This is a genomic window from Paenibacillus cellulositrophicus (assembly GCF_009363095.1).
In the GTDB taxonomy this organism is placed as follows: Bacteria; Bacillota; Bacilli; order Paenibacillales; family Paenibacillaceae; genus Paenibacillus_AQ; species Paenibacillus_AQ favisporus.
Map to the genome: position 1 here is coordinate 2,331,154 of NZ_CP045295.1, position 25,720 is coordinate 2,356,873.

Consider the following 25,720-nt stretch of genomic DNA (forward strand, 5'->3'; position numbering starts at 1 on the left):
AAATGTTTTTCACTTAATTATATCAAGGGTAGATACTATATAGAGTATAGTTATATACATATAAGGAGGAGAGTCTATGGAAACAGTCAAAAAAGCGAGCAGTTACATTCCGAAAAACCCGACGCATATCGAATGCAACATTGAAAAAACACTGGATGTGCTGGGCGGAAAATGGGCCTTTCTCGTCATCCGCGAGCTGTTCTGCGGCACTCTTCGCTTTGGTGAGCTGCAGCGCCGTATTCCCAGCGTAAGCCCCCGCGCCCTGACCAGTACGCTGCGCCATTTGGAGGAGCAGGGCGTGCTGGAGCGGGAAGTATTCCCTACCGTACCGGTGACGGTGGAATACTCGCTCACGCCTAAGGGACAGGACCTGCATGTCATCTGCCATGAAATGAAGCTGTGGGCGGCCCGCTGGACTTAAGTAGCTCACGATTCGGAAATGTCATCAAGAAAAAAGCTCAGGCACTAGGCCTGGGCTTTTTGGTGTTCCCGTAATATCGCAACCATGTAGAGGGCCTTGCGGACGAAGCCGATTGCGCCAAACGCCGACAGCAGCGCCAGCCAAATCACGACGCTCGGCATCAGCAGGAAAATTTGCTCCCATTTCACCACTCTCCCGCCGCCAACGAAGGTCAGGATCTGCGGCAGGCTGATGAAAATCGCAAGCGGGATCAAGGTGGCGAGCATCCGCAGCGAAGTTAGCCAAACGCGGCGCTGCCGGGCCTTGTGTTCCCACCGCTTCCAGCGGAAAAAGAATCCCCGCACCCACAGCAGGACGGTCAGCAGCGTCAGCAGCGCGATCCCCGCTTCGATCATCCCTACGGAAATCGCTGACTTTGGCGGCTCCTCCCCGCTCAAAATGTCGGCAATGCCTGAAGCAAAGGTGCCATAGTTAACCAGCGCATTCAAACCGCTGTCAAACAGGATGACGATCCCGTAGCCGCTCTCCGGCATCAGCAGCTGATCCGCCTGATACGTCCACAAAATGCCGTTATGGCTTAACCTTGCACCGTCTACCGTCCATCCCATACCGTAACGGCTCTCCACACCGGCGGGAGCTTCGCGCATTGCCGCAATCCCCTCCGGGCTGAGCAGACGTGTTCCCCCATAAGTCCCCCCACCGAGCTGCAGCATCAGCCACCGTGCCATATCGTTTGCGGTCGAGACATTCCCTGCCGCTCCCTCCACGAACCAATCCGGTTCCTTCAAGGCGACCGGCTGGCCATAGAGCAGCATGTGGCCCGGTTCTTTAAAAGAACCGGTCAACGCGGCGTCCGTCGTACGGTCCATGCGCAGCGGAGCAAAGATGAGCTTTTGCAAATAGTCCGGAAAAGGCTCCTTGCTCACCGTCTCCACGATCAGCGCCAGCAGCTGATAATTAGTGTTATGGTAATGAAACGCTGTTCCCGGGTCGCTGGCGAGCTTGACCCCTTTCAAGCGGGCAATCGATTCGCCGAGCGAAGCGGGCTGCGCCGAAAATGCCATTTCCGGAAACACGGTATCGGCCAGACCGCTCGTCTGGTTCAGCAGCTGCCGCACCGTGATCTCCTTCCCTCTCGGATCGTCCATCCGGAAGGACGGAAGAAGGTCCGCCGCCTTGTCTTCCAGGCGGATCTTCCCCGCTTCAACCAGCTGCATGACGGCCAGCGCCGTGATCGACTTGCTCAGGGAAGCGACCGGAAGCGGCGTGTCCGGCGTGACGGCTGCACCGCTTCCGGTTTTCCCGTACCCTTTGGAGTATACGACTTCGCCGTCGTGGACAATCGCGACAGACAATCCGGGAATCCGGTTCTGATGCATGCGGGTCTCGATGAACCGGTCGATCTGATCCTCCCGGCCTGTCTCAAGCTTGGGAGCTGCTGACGCCAAGTTGGTGTAAGCTCCTGAGAAGACGGCTGCCAGGAGCAGCACGAGTATCATTTTTCGGGATATAGAGGCTATGGACCTCCGCTTTTCTTTACTCTTCATCATGAATTGAATTCCTCCTCTTGTATCGTAAGCCCAGTATAGGAGCCAAAACGAAAGAGAAGTTAAAGACAATCCTTAAGAAAGGGTTAAGTTGAACACTACGATGTTGTATGCTGGAATGCCCACAAAAAAGAGGAGCAAGCGCAAAGCTTGATCCTCTCTTGATCTATCCACGCGAACGCAGGATAGGCTACCCGTTATTCGCGGCATAATCCGCATTCGCTTGTTCCAGCATGGTTTTCCAATCCTTAAAGTCGGTCTGCCGGGACACATGCCGATCCAGCAGCTCATCCGGTATTTTATTCAACTCTTCTTCGGTTTCCGCGTGAAAATTGCCATTTTCCAAAAAATCCTGAAAGCTGGCAAACGACGAATGCTTGCGCATAAACGAGCCGTTTAAAAGCTTGTCGAGGGCAATGCGGCCGGATTCTTCCTGCGCCGACTTTTGGCCTTTCAATTCCATCAGCAGATCGTCAAAGGACATGGATTTATTCTTTCTCAGAAGATCACTCCTAAATTGAATTTATGCTCAGTATAACATATCAGGTTTCATTCTATCTCATACCTTTAAAAATCGGGCGTTTCCCCACCCATCGATGCGGGTCCAGTTGACTAAATATTCCCAGCGTGTTATGTTGTTTTTGAACTGACCAGTCAGATTAATCCCGTCCAACCGACGAATGAGATGGAAAGGACCGATACACCACCGTGAGCAAAGAAAAGATTCTGCACGCAGCCACCCGTGTCTTCTCCGAATACGGCTATCACCGGGCCAGCATGGATGAGATAGCCCAGCAGGCGCAGGTCGCCAAAGGCACCTTGTACTACAACTTCCCGGGAAAGTCCCAGCTCTTCAAAGCCGTGGTAAAAGCCGGATTCGAGGACATCATGGAGCGGACGAAAACCGACCTTAGCTCCGCGCTTCCGATCAAAGAGCAGATCCTTCGGGTTCTCCGCCACCATCTGGACTTGTTCCTCGACTCCCGCCATTTTGCCCATATCGTGTTCAACGAAATTTCCAACGGCATTGAGCCCGATGTGCTGGATGAACTGAAGCAGCTCCGGCGAGAGCATTTAAGCTTTCTGGCCGGCATTCTTAGAGAAGCCCAATGCGAGGGCGGTGTTATGCGCGACGTCGACGCGGACCTGGCTGCAGCCAGTACGATCGGCATGCTGGAAAGCACATGCAATTATTATTTGAGCCACCAGGAGGAGTACAGCCGCGAAGACCTGGAAAGCTTCGTATTCACGGTCGTCGCCGAAGGTCTGTTTAAGTCGCTTGATTAAGCAGGACCTTTTTTTGCCCACATCAAACTGACCAGTCAGTTCAAAAAATTGCAGAGCGTTAAACAGAAGACCTTTATTAGGAAACAGAGAGAGACCGAGACACAAAACCTATTTTCAGAAATTCATCCCATCTAGAAAAAGATCAAATCTAGCAGCCAGACCTCGTTTACTTGTTGACAGACCCTTTTTATGTGTAGACAGACCTCATGGATCGGAAGTTCTCCAGCGGAATGATCGTAAATCGGCTTTGCCCAAAATTTAGGTTGTTCTCATCTAAAAAAGAAAGCGACGGTGTTGCTTCATGGAATGGAATGCAAATGGACTGCTCCCTTTGGAATGGTATAAAAAGATGCGCCGGGATTCCCCCGTTGTCCAGTCCAACGACGGGCAAGTTTGGAACGTGTACGGATATGACGATGTAAAGACGGTATTTACGAATCACGATATTTTTTCCTCGTCGGCCTTCCCTGACTCCGAGGACCCGCTTGAGCACAGCATTCTGCGGCAGGATCCGCCCAAGCACCGGCAGCTGCGCCGGCTGGTGACCCAGGCGTTCACGCCGCGCGTTATCGAGTCGCTGGCTCCCAAAATCCAATCGATCACCACCTCGCTGTTGGACGAAGCGGAGAAAAAGGGGCGGATGGACGCCATCGCTGACTTTGCCAGCCCGCTGCCGATCGTCGTCATCGCCGAGATGCTCGGCGTGTCGCTGGACCACCGCGAACAATTCAAAGCCTGGTCCGACGCCCTGGTCGGAGACAGCGGCGAAGATTTCTATCAGTGCCAGCGCGAGATGAGCGAATACTTCTCCGAAATTGCCGAGGACCGCAGACGCCATCCGCAGGACGATCTGGTCACCAAGCTGGTCGAGGCTCGAATCGACAATGAGCATCTGACGGACCTCGAGATCATCGGCTTCTGCATCCTGCTCCTCGTGGCTGGCAACGAAACGACGACCAACCTGATCTCCTCGGCGATGCTCGGCATCGACACCCTGCCGGACGTCCGTGCGCAGCTGCTTGCCGACCGCAGCCTCATTCCCGGCGCGCTGGAGGAAGTGTTCCGCTATTTCTCGCCGGTGCAGGTCATGTTCCGCCGCGTGAAGCAGGATACCGTCCTTGGCGGCCAGGAGATGAAAGTAGGTCAATTCGTCCATATCTGGATGGCGTCGGCCAACCATGACGAGAAGGTGTTCGAACGTCCGGAGGAATTTAATATCCACCGCAATCCGAACCCGCACCTGGGACTGGGCAGCGGCATCCATTACTGCCTCGGCTCCCAGCTTGCCCGCCTCGAGTCCAAAATCGCGATCGAAACGCTGCTTGCCCGTTTTCCCGAATACCGCCGCGACCGTTCCGCTGAGCTGGCCCGAATGGACAGCATGATGATGTTCGCGCTGAAGGAACTGCCGATTATTTTGACATAGACTTTGGGCCACAAAAAAAATCCTGCACCCCTGGAAAGGATGCAGGATTTTTGTCAGTTGATGCAAAGGAATCGCGGATCGGGAATTCGCAGCTATCGACTGAACTCCTGCTGCCCCTCCGGTACAGGGCTTCCGTCAATCGAACCCCCTGCCGCAATGGTTCGGATTTCGATCGGCTTGTCGTTCAGCCACCCGGTTTCGGTTAGATCTCACCGCTCCCCTTCTGTCCAGCTCACTTCCAAATGCCACGTATACGTTCCGCCGCCCTCCACGACAGCTGCGGCATCCTGCTTCATGGCATGCGCCAAGTCGTCCAGGAAACCCGTGGCCGGCTCCAGTGCCAGATGATACTGCCCCTGGTAGCCGCCGTAATTCGCCCACACTGACAGGTAAGGCACCTTCTCCTTCGGAAAGGTAAAGGTGATTCCTTCCCGCTTGACCGGATCATAAACGGAAGCCTTTCCTTCCGGCAGCTCACCCGTAAAGTAAAATTTCTCGGCCGTCCGCTCCTCACGGCTTCCCGTGCGGTCCAGGCGGCATTCCGGGCGATCAAGAAAGGGCTGCGGCCACGCCCGCAGATCTCCCCTTTTCCCAAGCCTGTCACGTTCCGAATAGGATACGGCAATCTGCCGAGGGTCGCCCGGCACGATGATCTCCATCCCTTCCCTGATTTGCAGCAGCGGATGGGCCGCCCACAGGAACGCAAACGGGAACGGGCTGAGATTGGTCACCTGATAGTCGATCCGGAGCCGGTCCTCTGCGGCAAAAGAATACGTCTTCTCGAGCCGGTACGGCATCCTCACGCCGTGCACGATGCACGAAAGGCGATCTCCATGTCCCTCAGCCTTCCAGGGAATGGACCAGACCTCACCGTGATCCGGAAGCTCCGTCCCCTTCCAGGGATGCTCCGGATACCGGCATACGTTGATCGTCGGGAACATTTCATCCCATCCGCTTCCGTCGCTGTCCGCGAAGGAGCTGGCGTAGCCCCGATTCCCGAGCGGTCCGTCCGCCGGCGCGAGCCATTCCCGTCCGGTCATACGGTTGCGGAGGGAGACCATTTTGCTGCCGAGCTCCGGCAGCAGAGTGACCTCCATAGCAGAGGTCCTTCCCGTCCAGGCGTTAAAGCCGTTGATTTGGTGCGGTGTCCAGCTCATCTTTCGCCCCCTTTTCCCCGGCCTGAGACGTCATATTCCCGTCCGGCATACTTCAAGATGCTGCGCGGCCCCCTGATGATGCGGCTCCAGCGCCAGCGCCTGCCGGAAATGCTCCTCGGCTTCCCGAATTCGGCCCAGACCCAGCTGCCCAAGTCCCATCATGTAATGGCAGTGGATTTCGTTGCGCTTGTGCAGATCGTCCTCAAACACGAGGAAGTCGGGAAGCGACACGGCGAAATAATCGATTTGCGGCTGGTCGAACAGATGCTTTTCCCCGTAGTCGACCAGCTTGTTGAAGCGGCTCCGCGCTTCCGCTTCCCGCCCCTGCCTGCGCAGGGCCGCGCCCTGGTAGAAAATCATGTGCGGCGGCTGGTCGTTGTAATACATGGCGCTGGCCGGCTCCTCCAGCCCTTGCGACGCCTGAAGCAGCGCATTTTGCGCTTCCTCCTGCCGGCCGAGCAGGCCGTACGCCACGCCGAGGTAATAGTCGATGTTGTTCTCCTGAGCGCCTTCCAGCTTGCCCTCGCCGATGTTCAGCGGGTACTGCTTCGCGAGCAGCAGCTGCTCGGCGGCCTCCTCCGCCCGGCCTTCGTTCAGCAGCCTTTTGGCAATTTCGACACGGGCAGTCACGTATTGAGCCGGCACTTTGCCTTCCCCGCCTTCCCATGGATGGAAGCTGCGGGCCAGAATGAGACTGAGCGCCTCCTCATGGCAGTTCAGCGTATTGTGCAGCGTTAAGTATTCGAGGTACAGGTCATCCCGAAGCTCTACAAGCTCTCGGTGCGCTTCCAGCGCCTGCAGCCGTGACTCCGGCGGGCGGCCGATCTTTTTGTACAGCTGGTCCAGCTCGTAAAAGACACGTGCGTCCGCCGGGTTCAGCCGAAACGCCGTCTCCAGCGCTGCTTGCGCGTCGTCCGGACGGTTCAGCTTGTTGTAGTAGGCGAGCGCCAAGTTGCGGTAAGGCGTTGCAAAGCTGCCGTCCAGAGCCACCGAAGCTTCCCAGCACGCGGCCGCCTCGGCATGGCGCTTTTTGTCATAGAGCAGGTTGCCCAAGTAGTACCTTGCCTTGGCGTCTTCTGGGTGCAGCGCCTCCGCTTCTTTGAGCACGGCGTAATCGTGCAGCGTGTTCGGGAAGCAGTACGCCGGATCCGCCGCAGCAGCCAGCTCATCATAAGCGGCTGCCTGCTCATCCTGTCCGTTTTTCCGGCTCCAGCTCGCCTGGTAATAGCGGACCATCGGGTAGACACCCGGCTGGTCCGGTGCTGCGATGCGGCCCAGGACCTCCAGCGCGACAGCGTACTGGCCGGCTTCGGCGTAATCCTGAGCCAAGGCGATGTAATTGTGCGCATCGCCGCGCATGAGGCCCGCCAGGCTGTCCAGCGCCTCCTGCGCCTCAGCTGTCCGGCCGGTATCGCGGTATACGGCGATCAGCTCGTTACGGGCCGCGAATTCCACCGGATCGATGCGGATCGTCTCCCGCACGAGCGTCTCGGCCTCTGCGGCGCGACCCAGCCTCCGCAGGATGACGCTTTTGAGATGACGGGCCTTGTAATGACGGTATTGGACGTTCAGGGAACGGTCCACCAGCTCGAGCGCCTCGTCGTACTGCCCCTGCCCGCAGGCGATCTGCGCGAGGGCAAAGTATCCCGCCGCCTGCCATGCTCCCGTCCACACGCTCTTGTAGAAGGCGGCGTATGCCTCTTCGAGCCTCCCCTGCCATTTGAGCGTCTGGCCGAGGTGATAGAATGGCTCGCTGTCATACGGCCTTGCGTTGTGGCGCGTCAGCGTCTCGATCGCTTTTCGGAAATACACCTCGCTGTTCTCAAAGCATCCCCTCCGCAGCAGCAGCAGTCCGTAAGCGTTGTTCAGCCGGATGTCGCCGGGATCCCGCTTCAGGCCCTCCAAATAATAAGCTTCCGGCTCACGGGTCGCGTGCCGGTACTGCTCCAGATGCAGTCCCGCCAAATATAGCGCTTCGGTGCTTGGCAGCAGCTCCGGCGCCTCGATGGCTTTGGCCGGATCGGGGACCTGCTCGATCTTTTTCGGTATCGGCCGGTAGGAGATCAGCTCCCTTCCGTCCGCGTCCAGTACGATGACCCGCAGCTCCTCTTCCCGGACTTCGGCGCCAATGTTCACCTCTGCCTGGAACACGTCGCTCGGCGACAGCTTCACGATTTTGTCCAGAACGATCTGTCCGGCGCTCTTCAGCAGCACGCGCGCTTGTTCAAACACCGAAGTGGCGTACACCTGAACTATTGCCTGCCCGTCCGCCGTCTCCAGGTTTACGGCCGCGTCGATGGAGGCGTTCTTCACCAGACCTATTTTTTTATACGGCATGAAATACTGCTTGAAGCTCTTCTCCTCGTACGGCGCGAGCCAGCTGAAGTCCGGCTGGTTGTCGGTGTAGACTCCTGTCATGAGCTCGATGTACGGACCGTCCTCGTCCGTCAAATTGCGGTCCCACGCCTGGCCGAACTCCCCGTGTCCCCAGGTCCACTGCTTTTTCCCTGGCGACACATGCCTGTTCGCGACATGCAGCAGCCCTGCGCCGACACCGTGGTCGTAACCGCCGACAAAATTATAGTCCGAGTGGTAGGCCATGTAGGAGGTGGGCACGGGAATGTTGCTGTATTTGGAAATGTCTACGCCGGCGGAGTAGTCCATTTTATAATACGTGCCCGTGGCGATCGGAAACTTGGACACGTCGCGCTTCCCGTGGTCGAACACCGCATGCACGTCCGGCGGAAACACGGACTGCGTGTGGTCGTTGACCGCGACCGCCGGGTTGGCCCACCACAGAAACGTCTGCGGCGCCGCTGTCCGGTTGTACAGCTGGGCCTGAATTTCGAGGTAGGCCTTGCCCGGATGGAGGGTGAAGCCGGTCGTCACCTTGGTGCCGTACATGCGGTCGATTTCCCCGACCCATACCGTTGCGCTTCCATCCGGATTGCGTTCGATCGTATGCTCCACCTCGCCGAACGTGTTCGGGCGGTGATGCTGCGGCCAGTTGAACTCGATCCCCCCGGAAATCCACGGTCCGGCAAGGCCCACCAGCGCCGGCTTGATCACCTGGTTATGATAGACAAAGTCGTACCCGTTCGTCTTGTCGACCGCCCGGTAAATCCGTCCGCCGATCTCCGGCATGACCTGGATCTGGACGTATTCATTTTCCAAAAAGATGATACGGTACGACTTCGAAACTTTTTCGTCGTAAATTTTATCGATGACCGGCAGCGGATAGACCCGTCCCGAGCTTCCTTGGTACACGCGCTTCTCCAAAAACATCGGGTTCGGATCGGGCTTACCTGCCTCGTAAGTCGGGATTTCCACCCGCTCTTCCCATACCTTTACTTCTTCAGGCGCTTTGGCCATGCTGACTCATCCTTTCTTTCGCTTGCCGCTTGTATCATTGGCAATGGCGATGTCTGCATTCGGGAACCTTTCAAAACTCTATCCTCATCTTAAAAGGAAGCGGCGACGCCCTCCATTCACGATCTCATGAGAATGATGGATTATATTATGATTTTTCAGTGTTGATAGGGAGTGTTGAGACGGAGGTTTCCATTGACAAAGTACATGGCCCAAACCATAGTAAATACTATGGAAAAGATACGAAAACCCGACGGATTCAAATCCGAGAAACTCATCGTCCTGCCGGATCATATTCTGATGGAGGCGTCGTCGCATCCGCTGGTCCGTCCCCTCTACGTGACCGATACCGGATACTTCCCGCGCGCGCTGCATCATTACCGGGAGCGGCCCGAAGGCAGCGAAGCGGTCATCGTCATATTTTGCATGGAAGGAGAAGGCTGGTACCGCTTGGGAAGCGGCCGGGCGCAGCCGGTCGGCCAGGGCCAGGCCATCGTGATTCCCGCGCGGACTCCCCACGCCTATGGCTCGTCGGAGGAGCATCCGTGGAGCATTTACTGGTGGCATTTCAAGGGGGAGCAGACAGAGGCGTTTTTTGAGGGATTTGGTATGGGACCCGGTCCAGGGCACGAGTCAGGACACGAGTCAGGGCATGAGCCAGGACACGAGTCAGGTCACGGGCCAGAGGCCGAGGAAACCAGTACGCATGTTAGCGAATCGGATGAATGGAATATCGGTGCGAGCGCTGGCGCGGCAGGGAGTCTATCAGACGTTAAGACTGCCCTAGGTGTGGGTGCACCGGGAGCCTCGGACAGCGGGGACCTGACAGAGCCGCCTTCCCGTCCGGTTAAAACCGCCGCCGCATCCCTTTCCGTCACCCTGCCTCCGGACAAAGCGCGCCAGCTGACGGAGCTGTTCCAGGAAGGGTATGCGCTTCTGGAGCAGGGCTATACGCTGAACCATATCATTTATGTGTCGCAGCTGGCGCATCACCTGGCGGCGATTTTGAGACTGTGCCGGCTGCAGCCGCAGGATGGGATTTTCCGCCACAGCCAGCACGATATCACGCAAACGGTGCGGTATATGATGGACCGCCTGGAAGGCACCGTCACACTGAAGCAGCTTGCGGCTCAGGCGCGTGTGTCAGTTCCGCATTTTATCCAGCGCTTCAAGGAGGCGACCGGCTACTCGCCGATCGACTACTACCTGCGGCTGAAAATCCAGCTGGCCTGCAGGCACCTGGACCTCACCGGGCAAAGCGTAAAGGAAATCAGCCATCGGCTCGGGTTCCAGGACCCGTATTACTTCTCTCGGCTGTTCAAAAAAATTATGGGCAAGTCGCCCTCCGAGTACCGGGGGACGCGGAAGGGGTAAAATGGGGGGGCCAGGTGTCTTCTTTGTCTCAAGTAACTCGGCTCAGCACTACGTCCTGCCCCATAAGAAAAAGACGCCCCCGGCAATTTCCCCGGGGGCGTCCTCACGTCCACTCTCTTCAGTTCGTGCGGCTGAATGGTCATCGCCTTTTGACCCGGGACCGGCTCGCAAACTACCGCCGGTGAGCCCCATCAGCTGGGCGGTCTACAGCCTGCCGGCCATCTACCGGCCACCAGCCAACATTCGCCTACTCCACCGCCGTCACCCGGTACAGCAGGCTGTCAAAATCGCCCCACAGCGGCAGCTCAATCCCGATGTTCATCAGCGCGCGTCCGCTCCAGCTGCCGGGCAGCCCTTCGATGGCGTACGCCCGGTCCGCCTGCAGCCCCTGCAGGCGCAGCCTCGGCAGCGGTTCGCCGAGGCGCTGCGAATGCAGGAAGGCGAACACGGCGCTGTCCGTGCCGGCATCATCGACATACTGCACGGCGGTAACGCCCTTGTGCTGGAGATCGGCCAGCCGGTACTGGCGGCCGAACTGCACAAGCGGGCGGATCGCCTTGTACTGGCGGATGAATTCGCAGGACTGCTCGATCAGCTCGTCGCTCCACTCGTTCAGGTTGGAGCCGATGCCGAGCGTGCCAATCATCGCGCTGTGGAACCGGTACTTCAGCGACACATTCCGCTTGTTCATGCCTGTCGGCGATTCTGTCACCCAGCAGGTCATCATCCGCGGCGCATACGTGTACGAGAAGCCCTCCTGGATGCTTAAGCGGTCGAACGCGTCGGTGTTGTCGCTCGGCCAGGACTGGTCGGCATACCGGAAGATGCCGAGGTCGATCCGCGCGCCGCCGCCCGCGCACGTCTCGAATTCCACATGCGGGAACCGGCGCCGCAGCTCGGCCCAAATCTCGTACAGGCTGTGAACGTGGCGGATCCACAGCTCCTTCTGCCGGTGCAGCGGATGGCCCGGCATCCCCGGCTCGGTGACCGTGCGGTTCATGTCCCATTTGATGAACTTGATGTGGTGGTTCTGCAGCAGCTCGGTCATGAACTGGAGGATGTACGCCTTGACCTCCGGCTTCGAAATGTTCAGCAGCAGCTGGTTGCGCAGCTCCGTCCGCGGCCGCGTCTCGAAATGATACACCCAATCCGGGTGAGCCCGGTACAAGTCGCTGTCCGGATTGACCGCCTCCGGCTCGACCCAGATGCCGAACTCCATGCCAAGCTCGTGAACCTTGCCGATCAGCTCGCCCAAACCGTTCGGAAACTTCTCCTTATTCACGTACCAGTCTCCAAGCCCGGCCCGGTCGTGGTTCCGCTGGCCGAACCAGCCGTCGTCGACGACGAACAGCTCGACGCCCATCCGCGCGGCCCGCTCGGCCAGAGCCATCTGGTCCGCGGCGTTCACGTTGAAATACGTCGCCTCCCAGGAGTTGTACAGCACCTTGCGCGGCTCAGAGCTTGGCAGCACGTACGCCTGCTGGTACTGATGCAGATTCCGGCTCATGCCGCCGAAGCCGCCGGCCGTGTACCCGCCAACAAACCACGGCGCATCGAACGACTCGCCGGCTCCCAGCACCCACTCGCTGTCGAAATCGTTGATCCCGCCGGTCACCCGGACATGATTGAACACCGTTTTCTCCGCGGTAATCTTCCAGTTGCCGCTCCAGGCGAGCGCTCCGAACCAGACGCGGCCGTCCGTTTCGGTCGACTGGCCTTCATCGACGGCAAACCACGGGTTAGTGTGGCTGTCGGTAAAGCCTCTGCGCGACTCCAGCACCTTTTTCCCCTCGCTCAGCACGTTGCGGCGAAGCTGGAATTCGCCCGACCATTTGCCGGTGACATGCGTCAGCCGGTAATCCCGCAGATCCGGCAGGCTCCACGCAGCCGACTGGACGCTCTCAAGGACGATGTCCTCCCCGCCGGTATTGACGATGCGCGCGGAACGCTCAATCAGGTCATATTCCGGAATGACCCGGTACAGCAGATGGGCTTCCAGCGGGTAGACCCGGTCCTTCAACACAATGACCAGCGTCTGCCGGCCGTCCTCCTCGCGGATTTCATGGCGCACATAACCCGCCGAAAGGTCCCGGACGCCGTCCGGCATGCGCACCTTCAGGGAAGGCTCGTCATAGTTGACCCCGCCCCAAAAGCTGTACTCCTCGGCCTCCATATCCACTTCGGCGTCAAAGGAGCTATGCGACCGCCCTCGCAGCAGCGGCGCGCAGTCGTCGATCGTGACAAGCTCGCCCCAATACAGATGCTGCAGCCGGTCCCGTTCATTGATCCCGAACACGTAGGAGCTGCGCTGCGTATGAATCGCAAAGATCCGGCTTTTTTCCTCAAACTCAAACTGCATGTCTACATTTCCCATCGTCCCTCATCCTTTACCGTTTGAAAATGGATCGTTTCCCGCTAGCTTCGGGCGTGCAAGCCATCACGGCCTGCGCCCCGGCAAAGAAGGGAGGCCAAAGACAAAGGCCGTCTTTTCCTCCCCCGCTTGCGTTATTTAGACTCCGTCCACAGCTGCTGGCGCTTCTTATAGTTCTCGGTGTAGATTTTCTCCAGTTTGGAGAGGCCAGCCGCCTCGACTTCCTTCATCATTTGGTTGTACTGCTCGGTCACCTGCTCTTCGGTCGGAGCCAGGGCCATCTTCAGGAAATATTTGTTGATCGTATCGTTGACCTTCGTATCCATGATCGCTTCCGGCGTACCGCCCGCAGGTCCCAAATTATCGTATGGGGCTGTGTCAAAGGAGGTATCGGCCAGGTTTTTAATCGCCAGGTCCGTCACCGGATCAGACTGGAAGCGGCCGATCAGGTCGTAAGGTGTGCCATCCGAGCCCGGTCCGTTCTTGATCATCCACGTCCATTTGCGGATGCCTGTCGTCCGGGAAGCCTCATCCCAGTTTTTCTTGAACGCATCGAGCACTTCCGGACGCGGCACATGCTTGCCGTCCTTCATGTCCCAGTCCTTGCCTTCCACGCCCCACATCAGGAGGTACTGTCCCTCCTCGCTGGCCAGGAAGTCCAGCAGCTTCATCGTACGCTCCGGATCCTTGTTCGAGCGGGTGATCGCTACGCCGTCCCAGCCCAAGGAGCTCTTCGGACCATACGTCGTCTGGTCGGCGCTCACGCCCGGAGCCAGCACTTTATATTGATAGAACTGGCGCTCGTCGGCTTTGGCCGGATCGGACGCTTCCGATTTCAGCAGCGAGTTGGGGTTGCCCACGTTCCACAGCGCTTCGGCCGTAGCGAACACGTTGCCGCCCGCCAGCTTCTGCTCGAACTGCTTCGTTTTCATCGTCGCCCATTCCTTGTCGAGCAGTCCTTTACGGTACAAGGAGTTCAGGAATTTCACCATCTCCAGGTAACGCGGATCGCGGATGTCCTTCTTCAGCTCTCCGTTCGTTTCATAATACGGCATCATGCCGAACATGCCTTTGAAGGTGCCGGATACGCTGCCGATATTTTCGCCGTTCAGCGTCATCGGGATCGATTCCTTGCCGTCGATCGTCGGATATTTCTCCTTGAACTTCACCAGGAGGTTCTCGAACTCTTCTGCCGTAAACGGCTCGCCGTTGTTCACTTTGTCCCCGACGCCGAGCTCCTTCATCATATCCATACGCATCATAAAGCCGAAGACCGGGTATTTCTCAAGGCCGTACCAATTGGCAAAATAATAGTTTTTCCCGTCGTCGTTTTTCGTTTTGGCCAGGGTGTCGCCGTACATTTCTTTAATATGCGGACCGTATTTGTCGATCAGATCGTTCAGCGGGATAATCGCGCCCGATGAAATATATTTGTTCATGATGTCGCTGCCGCGGTCCAGCATGACGACGTCCGGCAGGTCGCCGCTCGCCAGCATCAGGTTCAGCTTCTCCACCGGGTTGCCGGTCGGCTGTTGAATCTCTACCGTGACGCCGGTCTTTTCCGTAATCGCTTTGGCCACCGGGTTGTTGAACGCATCCCCCGTATTTTTATCGAACCACGTCAGCGTGATCGGCGCATTGCTGTCCGCGGCCGCGCCTTTGTCATCACCGGATGCCGCTTTCTCGCCTCCTCCGCCGCCACAGCCAGTAAGCGCTGTCATAACGAGGGCTGCCGCGAGAATCCCTTTGATCGTTTTCATTGCCTGAACCCCTTTCTGAAGTCGTCATATTCTTGTTCCCGAATACATGTCTAATTGTAAAAACGGGGAGTTCAATTAGCTATAACGCAATATTACAATTCATAATGGAAAACGTCTTTCATCGTTTCAACGCGGCTTCTCATCCCGGTGCTTTTGCGGCAGACGGAGGCGGATCGAGCGGTATCCGGATCGTGACGGCGGTGCCGATGCCCGGTTTGCTGAACATGGACACCCCGTATTCCCCGCCATAAGTGAGCTTAATGCGGTCATCCACGTTTTTGATGCCGTATCCGGAAGCTCCGGAAGGACTGTCGCTCTTCTGCATTGCCTGGTCCAGCTGCTCCGCCGTCATCCCGGCACCGTCGTCAATGACCTGCAGCAGCATGTCATGCCCGTCCCGCTGCAGCTTGACGTTAATGTTAACGCCCGACTCGTCCCACATCGCGTGGTTGATGCAGTTCTCGATAAAAGGCTGCAAAATCAGCTTGATCGTCGTCCGCTGGAACAGCTCTTCATCGAGGTCGTAGTGCATATGCAGCTTGTCCCGGAAACGGATGTCCTGAATCGCCACGTAATTTTTGACGAGATTGATTTCCTGCTCCACCAGAATGATCCGCTTTCCCTTGTTCAGCGACACCCGGTAGTACTTGGCCAAATAGTTGACCATGCGGTAGACCTGCCCGGCCCCCTCTTTCAAGGCCAGTGAAGAGATCGACGACAGCGTGTTATACAGAAAATGCGGATTGATCTGCGCCTGCAGCGTGTTCAGCTCCGATTCCTTCATGGCGATTTCCTTCACGTACACATCCTGGATCAGATTCTGGATCGTTGAGGCCATTTTATTAAAGGCAAAAGACAGCTGGCCGATCTCATCATGCCCCATCGGTTTGATGGAGAGGCGGAAGTCGCCCCGTTCCACCTTGCGGATCTGCTGCAGCAGCACCTCGATCCGTTTGGTCAGCACCTTGGTGGTGAAATACAGCAACAGAATGGCGATGCTGATCGTGATCGCGGAGAACCAGATGATTTTTCCCGTAGCCTTGTTCGTGTTGGACAACAGCTCGTCATACGGCACGGTAATGACCGTACTCCAGCCGTTGCTCAGCTTGTTATAGGTGAAAAAGCGCTCCTGCCCGTTCATTTTCAAGTCAAAATGACCCGATTTCCCGCTCAGCTCCTTTTGAATGGGATAAAGGTCGTACAGCAGGCTGGAAGCCAGGTTCTGATCCCCCGTGCTGATGATCCTTCCATTTTCGTCGATAATGTAGACGCTTTTGTTGTTGTTTTCCATCTTGATGAGGGAGTACAGCTCGTTGTCGCTAATATCCAGCGTTAAAATCCCGTAGGGATGCTGGAGGCTGAAATAGCTCAGCGAACGGGCCAGCGTAAAATGCGCATCCGGCGCCGTGTAGTCGTCCGTATGGGTATAGACGGTGCTTCCGGCGGCTTTCAGCGCCTTTTCTTTGATCTCCGCGGGCAGCTCCTCCATATATTTCACATACTGGCCGTCGGAGTACAGCGTTTTGTTGCCGGTAAAGATCGTGATGTTCTGAATATTGGAATTCAGTGTCATCAGTGAGGGCAGCGTGCGGTTGATGTATTGAAAAGCGTCCAAATAATAAAACGCCTGCTCGTAATCCGTCGATAAATAATTGCGCAGCTGGGCATCCATGTACAAAATGTTCGACAGCTGGTTATAGTAATCCAGCCGCTTCTCCACGTTGGTGTTGATCTGGGCCAATGTCACATTGAGCGCAGTATACGTCTGCTTCGTAATCGTGCTGCGGGTCGACGTATACGAATAATAGATCAGAATGGAGAACGGCAGAATAATGACGATCAGAAAGATGAGGAAAAATTTGTGCCGCAGGCGCGGGCGGGCAAGCCTGCCTGTCCGGGTGAACGGAATGCGCGCAGCGATTTTATCCCAGAAGGAGATGTTTTCGGTATTCATTCGGCGTGACTCCTTGGTTTTTCACGAATAAGGAAATAAAGTAGGACGTGCTCTCGTAACCCACCATCTGAGCGATGTCCTGCACCTTCAGCGATTCGTCGGCAAGGTAGCTTTTGGCCTTGTCGAGTCGGATTTGGGTCAGGTAGTCGTGAATCGTCATCCCCGTTTTCTCTTTAAAAATGGACCGCAGGTAGTTCGGCGACAGGTACACCTGATCCGACAGGCTGTTAATCGTAATCGGCTGATGGAAGTTCTGGTCGATCATCGTCCGCACCTGGTGCACCAGCTTGGCGTTCTTGTCCGCAAACCGCTGCCGGACCGAATCCGCCGCCTGCTTGGCGTAGTCCATCACCAGCGCTTCAATCTCGTAAATGGTTTGACAGCCGTACACGGTATGGTACAGCTCGGCACGCTTATGGCTTTCAACAATCGGCTCGTGAATGTGCTCCAGCAGGTGCTCGATCCAGCCGATGGCCGCGCCGCACACCTCGTTTTTCACAACCCTCAGCGCCACCAGCTTGGCGATTTGCTCACTTAAAATCTCACCCGCCCGTTTCAGATCATGCCCGTCCAGCGCTTCGATCCATTCCTTCTCCGCAAGCGCGGGCGCCTCCCCACCCTTGGACTGCTGAACGTCCTCCGGCCCGATGACTTTTCCTTTTCCCGTGTAAAAAATCTCCGCTAATATGACCCGAGTTTGCCGGTACAGCACCTGAATTCCCGTCAACGGTTCCTCCTGCGGTGCCGTAGCGATCGTTACCGTAAAATGCAGCGATTGCCGGATACGCTCCAGCAGGTCGTTCCAACCATACTCACCCGGCTTGGCCGCAGCGTCCATAAATAGGCCCATCTCGCCTTCCTTGAACAAGACGATGTCGGCATCTATTCGTTTCTCGGCCAGCCATTCCCCGATCAGCTCGGACACCTGGTCGCGTCCGTCTTCCACGGATACGCTTTGTGCCTCGGCGCTGATCCCGTCTAACTGCAGCAGGGCCAATGCGTACTTCTGACCCTCCGGGTGGCGCGATAGCCGGCGAAAGCTGGCGGCCAGATTTCCGGTGCGCTCCGCATCGGATTCATGGGCCAGCTCCTTCAAAATATGGGAGCGGGTCACGCGGATCGAACGGTTCTTCATCCGCACTTCCTCGCATTGATGCTTTACTTTTTCGATAACGCTTACAATTTCGCTGAGATCAAGCGGTTTCAGTAAATACCCGACGGCTCCCACGTTCAAGGCCGATTTGACGTAATCAAATTCGTCGTGCCCCGTCAGGAACACGAGCTGCATCCAGTCATAACGCTCCCGGATATGCCGCGCCAGGTCGAGGCCGTTCATCAGCGGCATCTGCACGTCGGTCAGCACGATGTCGGGCTGGATCGCCTCGATCTTCTCTACGGCATCCCGTCCATTGACGGCCGTGCCTGCGACATAGAGCCCCATTTCTTCCCAGCGAATATAGTCCCTCATCATCTCAAGCTCCAGCTCTTCGTCGTCCACCAGAAAAATACTGTACATGGTCTACCCCTCCAGTCCCCTTTTGCTAACGTTTATATAGAAATGAACTAAAGAAAGTCCTTTTCTTACACGGAAATGCCCCGTGAATCAAGCGATAACGATAGAAAACTTTAGCTCATTCTATATTATAGTGGTTTCCCGTTACTTAACTAAGGGTCCTCACAAATGTAAGTCATTTTCAAGCATCTTTCGTTACAATGGCGTATCGACACTCATTTTTTGCGGGTTTTATAATTTGAGTTAACTTAAGATGCGAGGTGCCCCCTATGAAAACCGAACTGGCTTTACAGAAAAGATCGGAGCTCCCGATCCCCCGGCGCAAGCTCTGGGTGACCGTCAAACAACAGAAGTATCTGTTCCTCATGATGCTGCCCGCGATCGTCTGGGCGCTCATCTTTGCTTATACGCCCATGGTGGGGCTGTACATGTCCTTTGTCAATTACCAGCCGACGCTGGGCGGCTTCTGGCATACGCTGTTTCACAGCGAATTTGTCGGATTCAAGTGGTTCCAGTACTTTTTCAACAACGGCGACTTTCTCATCGTCATGCGCAACACGCTGGCGTCGACTTTAATTACACTGCTGTTCTCGTTTCCAATGCCGATCCTCATTGCCATCGCCATCAACGAAATCCGCAGCGTTCGCTTTAAAAAGACGGTGCAGACCGCATCGTATCTGCCATACTTTATTTCCTGGGTTATCGCGGCCAATATTATCGTGACGCTGCTGTCCTCGGACGGCGCAATCAACGGTATATTGAAGTTTCTACATATTACGCGTGAGAGCGTTTTATTCCTGCAGCACGGCTCCTACTTCTGGTGGATCGTCGCGATCGGTAACACGTGGAAGGACATGGGCTACAACTCGATCATGTATCTGGCCGCCATCTCCTCCATTAACCAGGAGCTGTACGAAGCCGCCAAGGTCGACGGTGCCAGCCGTTTCAAGCAGATCCGTTACATCACGCTGCCGCACCTGAAGCCGACGATCGTCATTTTGCTGATCCTGGCCCTCGGCGGCATTCTAAATGCCGGCTTTGACCAACACTTCCTGCTCGGCAACGATTTGACGCGCGACTACTCCGATGTGCTGTCAACCTATTCGTTCCGCTACGGTATTCAGAACGGCATGTTCTCTTACGCCTCGGCCGTCGGTATGTTCAGCTCCGTCGTCGCTTTTATCATCGTCATCATCGTCAACGGCATCGCCAAGCGGCTCAACGGCCAGTCTTTATTCTAATCGACCCGGGAGGTTTACGATATGAAAAACAGCAAAACGGTCCCCGAGCATCTGTTCGATGCCTCACTGTACGTCTTTTTGGCCATCATCTTCCTTGCGACGTTCTATCCGTTCTGGAACATCTTCGTCATTTCCCTGAACGACGCGACGGACACGTTAAAAGGAGGGCTGTATTTCTGGCCGCGCGTGCCGACCTTTGAAAGCTACATGACCATCTTCCGCAACCCGGAAATTTGGAGCGCCATCAAAATCACCGTGCTGCGGACGGTCGTCGGCACCGCCGTGTCCATCTTCTGCATCTCCATGCTGGCCTACGCACTCAGCAAACGGAACCTGATCGGCTGGAAGTACTTCTCCTTCTTCTTCGTGTTCACGATGTATTTCGGCGGCGGCCTGATTCCGACCTATATGGTCATCAAATCCGTCGGGCTGATCGATTCGTTTTGGGTGTATATTTTCCCCGGCCTGATCGGCGTGTTCCTGATGATTCTCGTCCGGACCTTTATCGAGCAAATCCCCGGTGAAATCGAGGAATCGTCCAAAATCGACGGTGCGAACGACCTGCAAATCTTTTTCCGCATCATCATGCCGCTCTGCGTTCCCGTGCTGGCCACCATCGGCCTGTTTCTGGCCATCGGCCACTGGAACTCGTGGTACGATTCCTACGTGTACACCTACAAGCCCGAGCTGAAGACGCTGCAGGCTGTGCTGGTCAAGATCCTGAACCAGTTCCAGACGGCCAGCATGATGTCCGACGCCCAGCAGCTGGCCCAAAGCTCCAAGCGCATCCCGGTATCGAGCGAGAGCATCCGGATGGCGGTGACCATGGTCGCCACCCTGCCGATCATTCTGGTCTATCCGTTCGTGCAGCGGTATTTTGTGAAGGGGATCATGATGGGGGCGATCAAGAGCTGAGGAAGGACTGGGTGTGTGCGGGGATGGCAAAACCGAGTGTGGTAAGTCTGTGAGCGGCTTGGCTATGCCAAGCTGTCTAGATGGCTGGCGAAACCCGGACGTTTGGCGCGTGTGGTAAGTGCGAGTGGTGAGTGAGTGGAGGAAACCCAGACGTTTGTGCGTGGGAGGGGCGGGATTGGGGTTTCAGCCGCTGTTGAGACCGGGTTCCTTGAATCGATAAGGTGGTTGGAACCCGGTCTCAAAGGCGGCACGTAGACTTTCCACCCCAATTCCCGCCTCCTCTTGGAGCCACTTTTCCGTTGACTTCCACGTTTGTGAGGCCCTTCCCCATCTCTTGATGGGGAAAGAATAGGCTCGTTCCGGGCGGCTTTGGCCGTGAACTCGCCTGAGACTGATCAGACATCAGCGCCTGGCCTTTGGCCAGGCTGCTTGTTCTTGCTGCAAATTCGTAATGAAACCTAAACGTTTGCATGTGGGAGGGCCCACTTCCCCCAACTCTTAATAGGGAAGAAATAGGGTCGTTCCGGGCGGCTTTGGCCGCCGTGAACTCGCTTGAGAATGATCAGACATCAGCGCCTGGCCTCTGGCCAGGCTGCTTTGATTTGCTTAAAGCCATTGTTTTATTGCATCCAAGTATTGAGCAAAGTTCGAAAGATATCATGTCATCTTGGATTCGCTTCTTTTAGTTTAAAATCACCGGTTCGTTAGGCTTGCCACCTGGAACATGCAGATCATATCGATCACCTTCTCAATCATGCTTCCCCTGTTAGTTCAACTACTCCGCCAGGCGCACCACGCCGCCGGAGTAGTTGAACTATCCGAACAAGGAGGAACGCACAGCGGCAAATCCTTGTTCGGATATCAGGGTATGATAGGCTTGTGTAGGGGGCATGTTCGACCCAAAGGCCGGGATTTCGGAGTAGCCGAAATCAACCATTCTCTAAAAATAAGCCGACGGCTGCAGGCTTCTCATATGGAGTGTTTCCCTGAAACAGATCTGACTCGATTGGTCGTTTCTTAGGTTGCCTTAGGCAACCTGATTGAATAGAAACAAATTATCGCTTGATTTATGCCTCTCATTATTAATAGAATTGGGAGTAAAAGTAAATTTTTAAATCCGCAGCATACTTTACGCTATTGGTCAGAACGAAGGGGGATGAAGTGATGAAACGACTCGTATACCTTGCGGCCGCCGTCCTCATCGTGGTCGGCTTGGGGATTTTCTACTTTTCACCAAAAACCTTTACGCTCGAAGAAGCTGTACTTGATAAGCTCGATACCAACCGTGTTACATCCATTGAAGTTATCAAACGCGATCAGCAGGGTGAGCACACCAAAAATGTAACGAATTCGGAAGAAATCAATGAAATATTGAACTCACTTTCTGCGGCGAAATTAAAAAAATCCAGAGCATCTGACATCGAATTTACCGAATCCTACTGGATGACCCTGAAAACAAAAGACAAAGGAAGAGTTTACGGGATGACTCTCTATGACAATCACCACATAAATACTTTCGAATACAACGCCTCCGTGCCTAAAAATGCATCTAGGTCATACAAAATTACGAACAACTTCGATGCTGCAGCCATTCGAAATGTATTTAAATAACTGTTGCTTGCAAGCCCGGTCCCTTTTATTGTGAAATGAAAAGCATTCGCCTCTTGGCCACCTCAATGAGGATCAAATCCGTCCTTCCTCAATGGACAATTTCTTACTTTGTCTTACAAAAGAAGGACTCGATACACTACATTCTCCTGCCGGCGGATCGACTCTAAAACCTCTGTATCTAGTACTAATACCACATTTTTTCACTATATATAGAATTCAACAGTTGGGAAAGGATATGTTCTTCTGTCCACCATTTAAAAGACAAAGTCTCAATTTGTTCATCATCTGTAGACAATCAGTCTAAAATAACTGTGAACTCGCTTTATGACAAACCATTCAGCTATCCCCTTTATAATCCAGATTTTTGGACTATTCGTTGCCCCCCGACGGTCCGGTCATAAAACGGAATGTTACCGAATATTTGCTTCAGGAGAATTCACCTAAGTTGAGCAGCACCGCTTTCCCGCCCTCCCCCAACTTGTGGTAAGATGTCAGTAATTATGGTATGGGCGGCATACCGCCTGTCATGATCCTTACAATTCCGTTCTACCGATGATGCACCCACCACTAAAAAGGAGGACAATCATCATGAAGAAGCTGCTTGACCACTTATAACGTGAACTCGTCGTTCGCTGGAGTATCCGAATTCGTGGACCGCCTCTTGTAAGCATGAACCAACTCCAAATGAATATAAAAAAGGGAGGCTGTACCCGGAATGAGAAGCGAACGAGAAATGTTGGATTTGATATTAAATGTAGCCAAAAGCGACGAGCGTATCCGGGCCGTTGGGATGAACGGCTCGCGCACGAATGCGAATGCACCGAAGGATGTTTTCCAGGATTACGATATTGTGTATGTCGTGACTGACGTGGGGTCTTTTATCCAGGATCCCGACTGGGTTAACGTATTCGGCGACCGGATCGTCATGCAAAAACCGGAGGAGATGAAGCTCGTTCCTCCGTCTATGGACGGATTTTATCCGTATCTCATGCTGTTCACGGATGGCAATCGGATTGACCTGACTCTTTGCCCGATCGATAAAAAGGATGACTGGAACGGCGCTGACCGCTTGGCCGTGGTGCTGCTCGACAAAGACCAGAGCCTGCCGCAGCTGGCGGAGCCTACGGATCAGGGGTATTGGGTACAGCAGCCGACCGCTAAATTATTTGCCGACTGCTGCAACGAGTTTTGGTGGGTCTCGCCCTACGTCGCCAAAGGCTTGTGGAGACAGGAGATCCTGTATGCGCTCGACCATTTGAACATCATCCGGGAGATGCTGGTCAAGATGCTCGAATGGAAGGCCGGCATCCTTACCGGGTTCTCGGTGAGCACCGGCAAAAACGGGAAGTACTTAAAGGGCTTCATTCAGGAATCGAGCTGGGAACAGCTTTTGGCCACCTATCCAAAAGGCCAATACGAAGATGCTTGGAACGCGCTGTTTACTATGACCGACCTATTCCGCAGCACGGCGCAAGAAGTGGCGGCAAAATTCGGCTTTGCCTATCCCAATGAAGATGACCGCCGGGTGACGGCTTACCTGGAGCGTGTCCGAACACTGGAACCCGGGGCAGCTGAAATATTCCCGCCAGGTCGTGAGCCAGGTAAAGAAGCGTAGGTACAGCACTACTAACGTTTGCGACCTGCACCGAACGTCAATAACATCGAAAACCAGCCGGAACCCTGACGGGGGCCTGGCTGGTTTTTCTTTGGAAGGTGGTTTTGCTGCTTTCGTGGCCCGGCTGTTTTTTTAGAAAGTAGTCCGTGCAACTTTCGTGATCCTACGCGTTCTTCTTTAGAGAGTGGTCTGTGGCTCAAGTGTTACGAGTGTTACGACCAGAGCGAGACGTGCTATCCCTTTTTAATGGCTCAGGATTCGCAGCACCTGCAGTCGCGTTCCCAGACTCTCCACGTCTTTTCGTCCTGTGTTTCTGATCTCCACCCGCATTTCGGCCGGTTCGGAACCGCTGGCCAGCATGATGATCACGGGTCTGTAAGCCAGCTTGCACCAATCGTCGAAAAGTTTCACCTCTTGAAAAGGGCCTCCGTTCACGGCGTATTCCAGAATGCCGGAGTCGGGGCCCATGAACAGACAGAGTCCCGTTCCGCGGCCAGTCACGATATAACTGAGGCTTGCTCCTTCGTTCAGCGCCTCCAAGTGTCCGTCATCGTACCGCCAGTTCATAACAGGCTTATGCTGAAGCCCGTTGTAGTCAAATCCTCTTTGGCTTAAAATGCTGTCCGCCCGGATCATCCGTCCGTACTCGTAATTCCCCGCCTCCAAAGGCGGGAGGGAAAGGATATCCCTCTCGTTGCTAGAGGCTTGCCCCTTCACGCTGGCTGTGTCCCTTGATCCCATGTCCGATCCTTCTGACTCGATCTCAGCTTTGATTTCCGGCTCGTTCCTGTTCTCAATCTTCGCCCCGCTTCCTGAATTTAGCCCGGTTTCAGCTGTCGCAGCCGCTCTTGTCTCAAAGAAAGGCTCCAGGAATTCCCGGGCAAAGCCGGCATACAGCGCGTGACCCTCGTCGTTCGGATGGACGCTATCCGGGGCGAGTTCCCTCCATGTCCAGCGCCCCTCATCGATGCCCTGCTGTATGGCGGAGGCGTAGTTGACGGAAGAGATGCCGTAATAAGCGGCGACCTCCTCATGTACTGCGATGTTGAACGGGACGCCCGGTCCCAAATTTTTGTCCGCCGCGGTGTAGACAAAGCAAAGGTCCGTCTGCGGCGAGCGTCGCTTGCAGCCGCGGACGATCCCCTCCATGCCGCGGATCGACTCGCTGCGGTCCGTCCCGTCGTTGACGCTGAATTCGACGAACAGAAGATCGACCGGCCCGTGCTCCAGGACATGCTCCTGCAGCCGGTGCGCGCCGAAGGTCGAGTCGGTGCCGCCGACACCGGCGTTGATGCAGGCCACCCGGCCGGCGCCGTGCCGATCCTCGAGCCAGGCCTGCGTCAGACCCCGCCAGCTGGTCTTATCTGCGTCCGAAGCTCCCGCTCCCTCTGTGATGGACCCGCCAAGGAAGGCAACGGTTACGGGCAGTCCCTTGCGTAACTTATCCTGAAATGCGGGTAGACCGCTCCGGGTATGGATGATGGGTTGGGGATACGCATGCGGATGAATCGGCTTAGAATGCGGCATGGTCCTCGGCCCCCTTTGCTTGGCGTTCCTGCCGCTCCTGCCGCTCTTGCCGTACTTTCCGGGGTTCGGAGCTTTCTCCTTCCGTTTCCGCTGCCCCAAGCTCCACTTCCAGCCGATTGACAAGTTCGATGAGCTGCATCGGTTCGCTGATCGTATAAGCAGGCTGCTCAGACTCGTCTGCCGGCGTATGGGGGTACCTTGGCGTCCAGCTTTGAAAAACGCTGATGATGCCAAGGGCGTTCGCTCCTTTAATATCCCTGCTCAAATTGTTGCCGACCATGACGATGCGGGCAAAATCCGCTTCGGACCCGTTCAGCGCACCGATCGCCGCTTTAAACATCCGCGGGCTCGGCTTGGTGGCCTTGATCAGCTCGGAAATGATGAGCGCATCGAAATAATCGTGCAGGCGGTGCTGACTCAGCACGTTTTTAAAGGATTGTGCGTCTCCGTCGGCCACGAGCGCAAGCGTAAAGCCAAGCGAATGCAGCGTCTTCACCATCTCCGCGGCCCCCGGAATCAGGTCGGCGCTAACCACGATTCCGTCTTCGTCACGAACCTCGGTAGACTCATCCACCAGCGTATCCCCACTGTCCAAAAATACGATCAGTCTTTTCTTGTCGATGACGTCCATC

General features: G+C 55.6%; 18 protein-coding genes. 8 read left to right on the plus strand and 10 right to left on the minus strand.

The features are described from left to right. The first annotated feature begins 76 nt into the window (after positions 1-76). On the plus strand, positions 77-421 hold the full coding sequence (locus GCU45_RS10630; protein WP_076175611.1) for a winged helix-turn-helix transcriptional regulator: 345 nt from the start codon (positions 77-79) through the stop codon (positions 419-421). 44 nt (positions 422-465) lie between these two features. Here GCU45_RS10630 and GCU45_RS10635 read toward each other — a convergent pair whose 3' ends face one another. Together GCU45_RS10635 and GCU45_RS10640 are read right to left on the minus strand one after the other, a co-directional pair. Beyond that, entirely contained in the window at positions 466-1,971 is a 1,506-nt protein-coding gene (locus tag GCU45_RS10635) for a serine hydrolase domain-containing protein (protein WP_152398897.1), read from the minus strand. Between the two features lie 187 nt (positions 1,972-2,158). Continuing rightward, complete coding sequence (locus tag GCU45_RS10640; RefSeq protein ID WP_152398898.1) at positions 2,159-2,452, minus strand: hypothetical protein; 294 nt, start codon at positions 2,450-2,452, stop codon at positions 2,159-2,161. A 224-nt stretch (positions 2,453-2,676) separates the two neighbouring features. Between GCU45_RS10640 and GCU45_RS10645 the strand changes: the two genes are divergently transcribed. Both GCU45_RS10645 and GCU45_RS10650 read left to right on the plus strand, forming a co-directional pair. Then, positions 2,677-3,255, plus strand: coding sequence for a TetR/AcrR family transcriptional regulator (locus GCU45_RS10645; protein WP_076175603.1), 579 nt, complete (start codon positions 2,677-2,679; stop codon positions 3,253-3,255). A 301-nt stretch (positions 3,256-3,556) separates the two neighbouring features. Beyond that, positions 3,557-4,681, plus strand: coding sequence for a cytochrome P450 (locus GCU45_RS10650; protein WP_105441947.1), 1,125 nt, complete (start codon positions 3,557-3,559; stop codon positions 4,679-4,681). Between the two features lie 209 nt (positions 4,682-4,890). Here the strand turns inward: GCU45_RS10650 and GCU45_RS10655 are convergent, their stop codons facing one another. Both GCU45_RS10655 and GCU45_RS10660 read right to left on the minus strand, forming a co-directional pair. Further along, entirely contained in the window at positions 4,891-5,838 is a 948-nt protein-coding gene (locus tag GCU45_RS10655; RefSeq protein ID WP_152398899.1) for an aldose epimerase family protein, read from the minus strand. 30 nt (positions 5,839-5,868) lie between these two features. After that, positions 5,869-9,210 (minus strand): DUF5107 domain-containing protein, encoded by a 3,342-nt coding sequence (locus GCU45_RS10660; protein ID WP_152398900.1) that lies wholly within the window; start codon positions 9,208-9,210, stop codon positions 5,869-5,871. A 192-nt stretch (positions 9,211-9,402) separates the two neighbouring features. Here GCU45_RS10660 and GCU45_RS34170 point away from each other — a divergent pair, with 192 nt between their 5' ends. Further along, positions 9,403-10,581: an AraC family transcriptional regulator gene (locus GCU45_RS34170; RefSeq protein ID WP_244364511.1), complete on the plus strand. Its 1,179-nt coding sequence runs from the start codon at positions 9,403-9,405 to the stop codon at positions 10,579-10,581. Between the two features lie 247 nt (positions 10,582-10,828). On the opposite strand, the gene GCU45_RS10675 is transcribed toward GCU45_RS34170, so the two are convergent. From GCU45_RS10675 to GCU45_RS10690, 4 genes are all read right to left on the minus strand, one after another. Next, positions 10,829-12,955, minus strand: a complete 2,127-nt coding sequence (locus GCU45_RS10675) for an alpha-galactosidase (RefSeq protein ID WP_425281274.1) — start codon at positions 12,953-12,955, stop codon at positions 10,829-10,831. A gap of 131 nt (positions 12,956-13,086) precedes the next feature. Further along, the gene (locus GCU45_RS10680; protein WP_105441949.1) at positions 13,087-14,712 is read right to left on the minus strand and encodes an ABC transporter substrate-binding protein; all 1,626 of its coding nucleotides are present in this window, start codon (positions 14,710-14,712) and stop codon (positions 13,087-13,089) included. 139 nt (positions 14,713-14,851) lie between these two features. Beyond that, a complete protein-coding gene (locus tag GCU45_RS10685) occupies positions 14,852-16,666 on the minus strand; it encodes a cache domain-containing sensor histidine kinase (protein ID WP_152398901.1) in 1,815 nt (604 codons plus the stop codon). Further along, positions 16,635-18,182, minus strand: coding sequence for a response regulator (locus GCU45_RS10690; RefSeq protein WP_152398902.1), 1,548 nt, complete (start codon positions 18,180-18,182; stop codon positions 16,635-16,637). Before GCU45_RS10690 ends, GCU45_RS10685 begins: the two co-directional genes overlap by 32 nt. A gap of 266 nt (positions 18,183-18,448) precedes the next feature. On the opposite strand from GCU45_RS10690, the gene GCU45_RS10695 reads away from it, so the two are divergent. From GCU45_RS10695 to GCU45_RS10710, 4 genes are all read left to right on the plus strand, one after another. Further along, the gene (locus GCU45_RS10695) at positions 18,449-19,420 is read left to right on the plus strand and encodes an ABC transporter permease (protein WP_105441951.1); all 972 of its coding nucleotides are present in this window, start codon (positions 18,449-18,451) and stop codon (positions 19,418-19,420) included. 21 nt (positions 19,421-19,441) lie between these two features. Next, positions 19,442-20,335: a carbohydrate ABC transporter permease gene (locus GCU45_RS10700; protein WP_076175584.1), complete on the plus strand. Its 894-nt coding sequence runs from the start codon at positions 19,442-19,444 to the stop codon at positions 20,333-20,335. A gap of 1,164 nt (positions 20,336-21,499) precedes the next feature. Then, positions 21,500-21,946 carry a DUF5301 domain-containing protein gene (locus GCU45_RS10705; RefSeq protein WP_152398903.1) on the plus strand — a complete coding sequence of 149 codons (447 nt, stop codon included), beginning with the start codon at positions 21,500-21,502 and terminating at the stop codon, positions 21,944-21,946. Positions 21,947-22,661: 715 nt separating this feature from the next. Further along, positions 22,662-23,561, plus strand: coding sequence for an aminoglycoside 6-adenylyltransferase (locus GCU45_RS10710; RefSeq protein ID WP_152398904.1), 900 nt, complete (start codon positions 22,662-22,664; stop codon positions 23,559-23,561). 243 nt (positions 23,562-23,804) lie between these two features. Here the strand turns inward: GCU45_RS10710 and GCU45_RS10715 are convergent, their stop codons facing one another. Together GCU45_RS10715 and GCU45_RS10720 are read right to left on the minus strand one after the other, a co-directional pair. Next, entirely contained in the window at positions 23,805-25,088 is a 1,284-nt protein-coding gene (locus GCU45_RS10715; RefSeq protein WP_152398905.1) for an SGNH/GDSL hydrolase family protein, read from the minus strand. Then, entirely contained in the window at positions 25,075-25,719 is a 645-nt protein-coding gene (locus tag GCU45_RS10720) for an HAD family hydrolase (RefSeq protein ID WP_152398906.1), read from the minus strand. Before GCU45_RS10720 ends, GCU45_RS10715 begins: the two co-directional genes overlap by 14 nt. Position 25,720 lies beyond the last annotated feature (1 nt).

Bases quoted from the DNA above. Each gene is read 5' to 3' on its own strand.
- GCU45_RS10695 (WP_105441951.1), top strand. From the start codon at position 18,449: ATGAAAACCGAACTGGCTTTACAGAAAAGATCGGAGCTCCCGATCCCC.
- GCU45_RS10715 (WP_152398905.1), bottom strand. From the start codon at position 25,088: ATGCCGCATTCTAAGCCGATTCATCCGCATGCGTATCCCCAACCCATC.
- GCU45_RS10705 (WP_152398903.1), top strand. From the start codon at position 21,500: ATGAAACGACTCGTATACCTTGCGGCCGCCGTCCTCATCGTGGTCGGC.
- GCU45_RS10660 (WP_152398900.1), bottom strand. From the start codon at position 9,210: ATGGCCAAAGCGCCTGAAGAAGTAAAGGTATGGGAAGAGCGGGTGGAA.
- GCU45_RS10640 (WP_152398898.1), bottom strand. From the start codon at position 2,452: ATGTCCTTTGACGATCTGCTGATGGAATTGAAAGGCCAAAAGTCGGCG.
- GCU45_RS10655 (WP_152398899.1), bottom strand. From the start codon at position 5,838: ATGAGCTGGACACCGCACCAAATCAACGGCTTTAACGCCTGGACGGGA.
- GCU45_RS10720 (WP_152398906.1), bottom strand. From the start codon at position 25,719: ATGGACGTCATCGACAAGAAAAGACTGATCGTATTTTTGGACAGTGGG.
- GCU45_RS10710 (WP_152398904.1), top strand. From the start codon at position 22,662: ATGAGAAGCGAACGAGAAATGTTGGATTTGATATTAAATGTAGCCAAA.
- GCU45_RS10680 (WP_105441949.1), bottom strand. From the start codon at position 14,712: ATGAAAACGATCAAAGGGATTCTCGCGGCAGCCCTCGTTATGACAGCG.
- GCU45_RS10635 (WP_152398897.1), bottom strand. From the start codon at position 1,971: ATGATGAAGAGTAAAGAAAAGCGGAGGTCCATAGCCTCTATATCCCGA.
- GCU45_RS10690 (WP_152398902.1), bottom strand. From the start codon at position 18,182: ATGTACAGTATTTTTCTGGTGGACGACGAAGAGCTGGAGCTTGAGATG.
- GCU45_RS10675 (WP_425281274.1), bottom strand. From the start codon at position 12,955: ATGGGAAATGTAGACATGCAGTTTGAGTTTGAGGAAAAAAGCCGGATC.
- GCU45_RS10650 (WP_105441947.1), top strand. From the start codon at position 3,557: ATGGAATGGAATGCAAATGGACTGCTCCCTTTGGAATGGTATAAAAAG.
- GCU45_RS10700 (WP_076175584.1), top strand. From the start codon at position 19,442: ATGAAAAACAGCAAAACGGTCCCCGAGCATCTGTTCGATGCCTCACTG.
- GCU45_RS10630 (WP_076175611.1), top strand. From the start codon at position 77: ATGGAAACAGTCAAAAAAGCGAGCAGTTACATTCCGAAAAACCCGACG.
- GCU45_RS10685 (WP_152398901.1), bottom strand. From the start codon at position 16,666: ATGAATACCGAAAACATCTCCTTCTGGGATAAAATCGCTGCGCGCATT.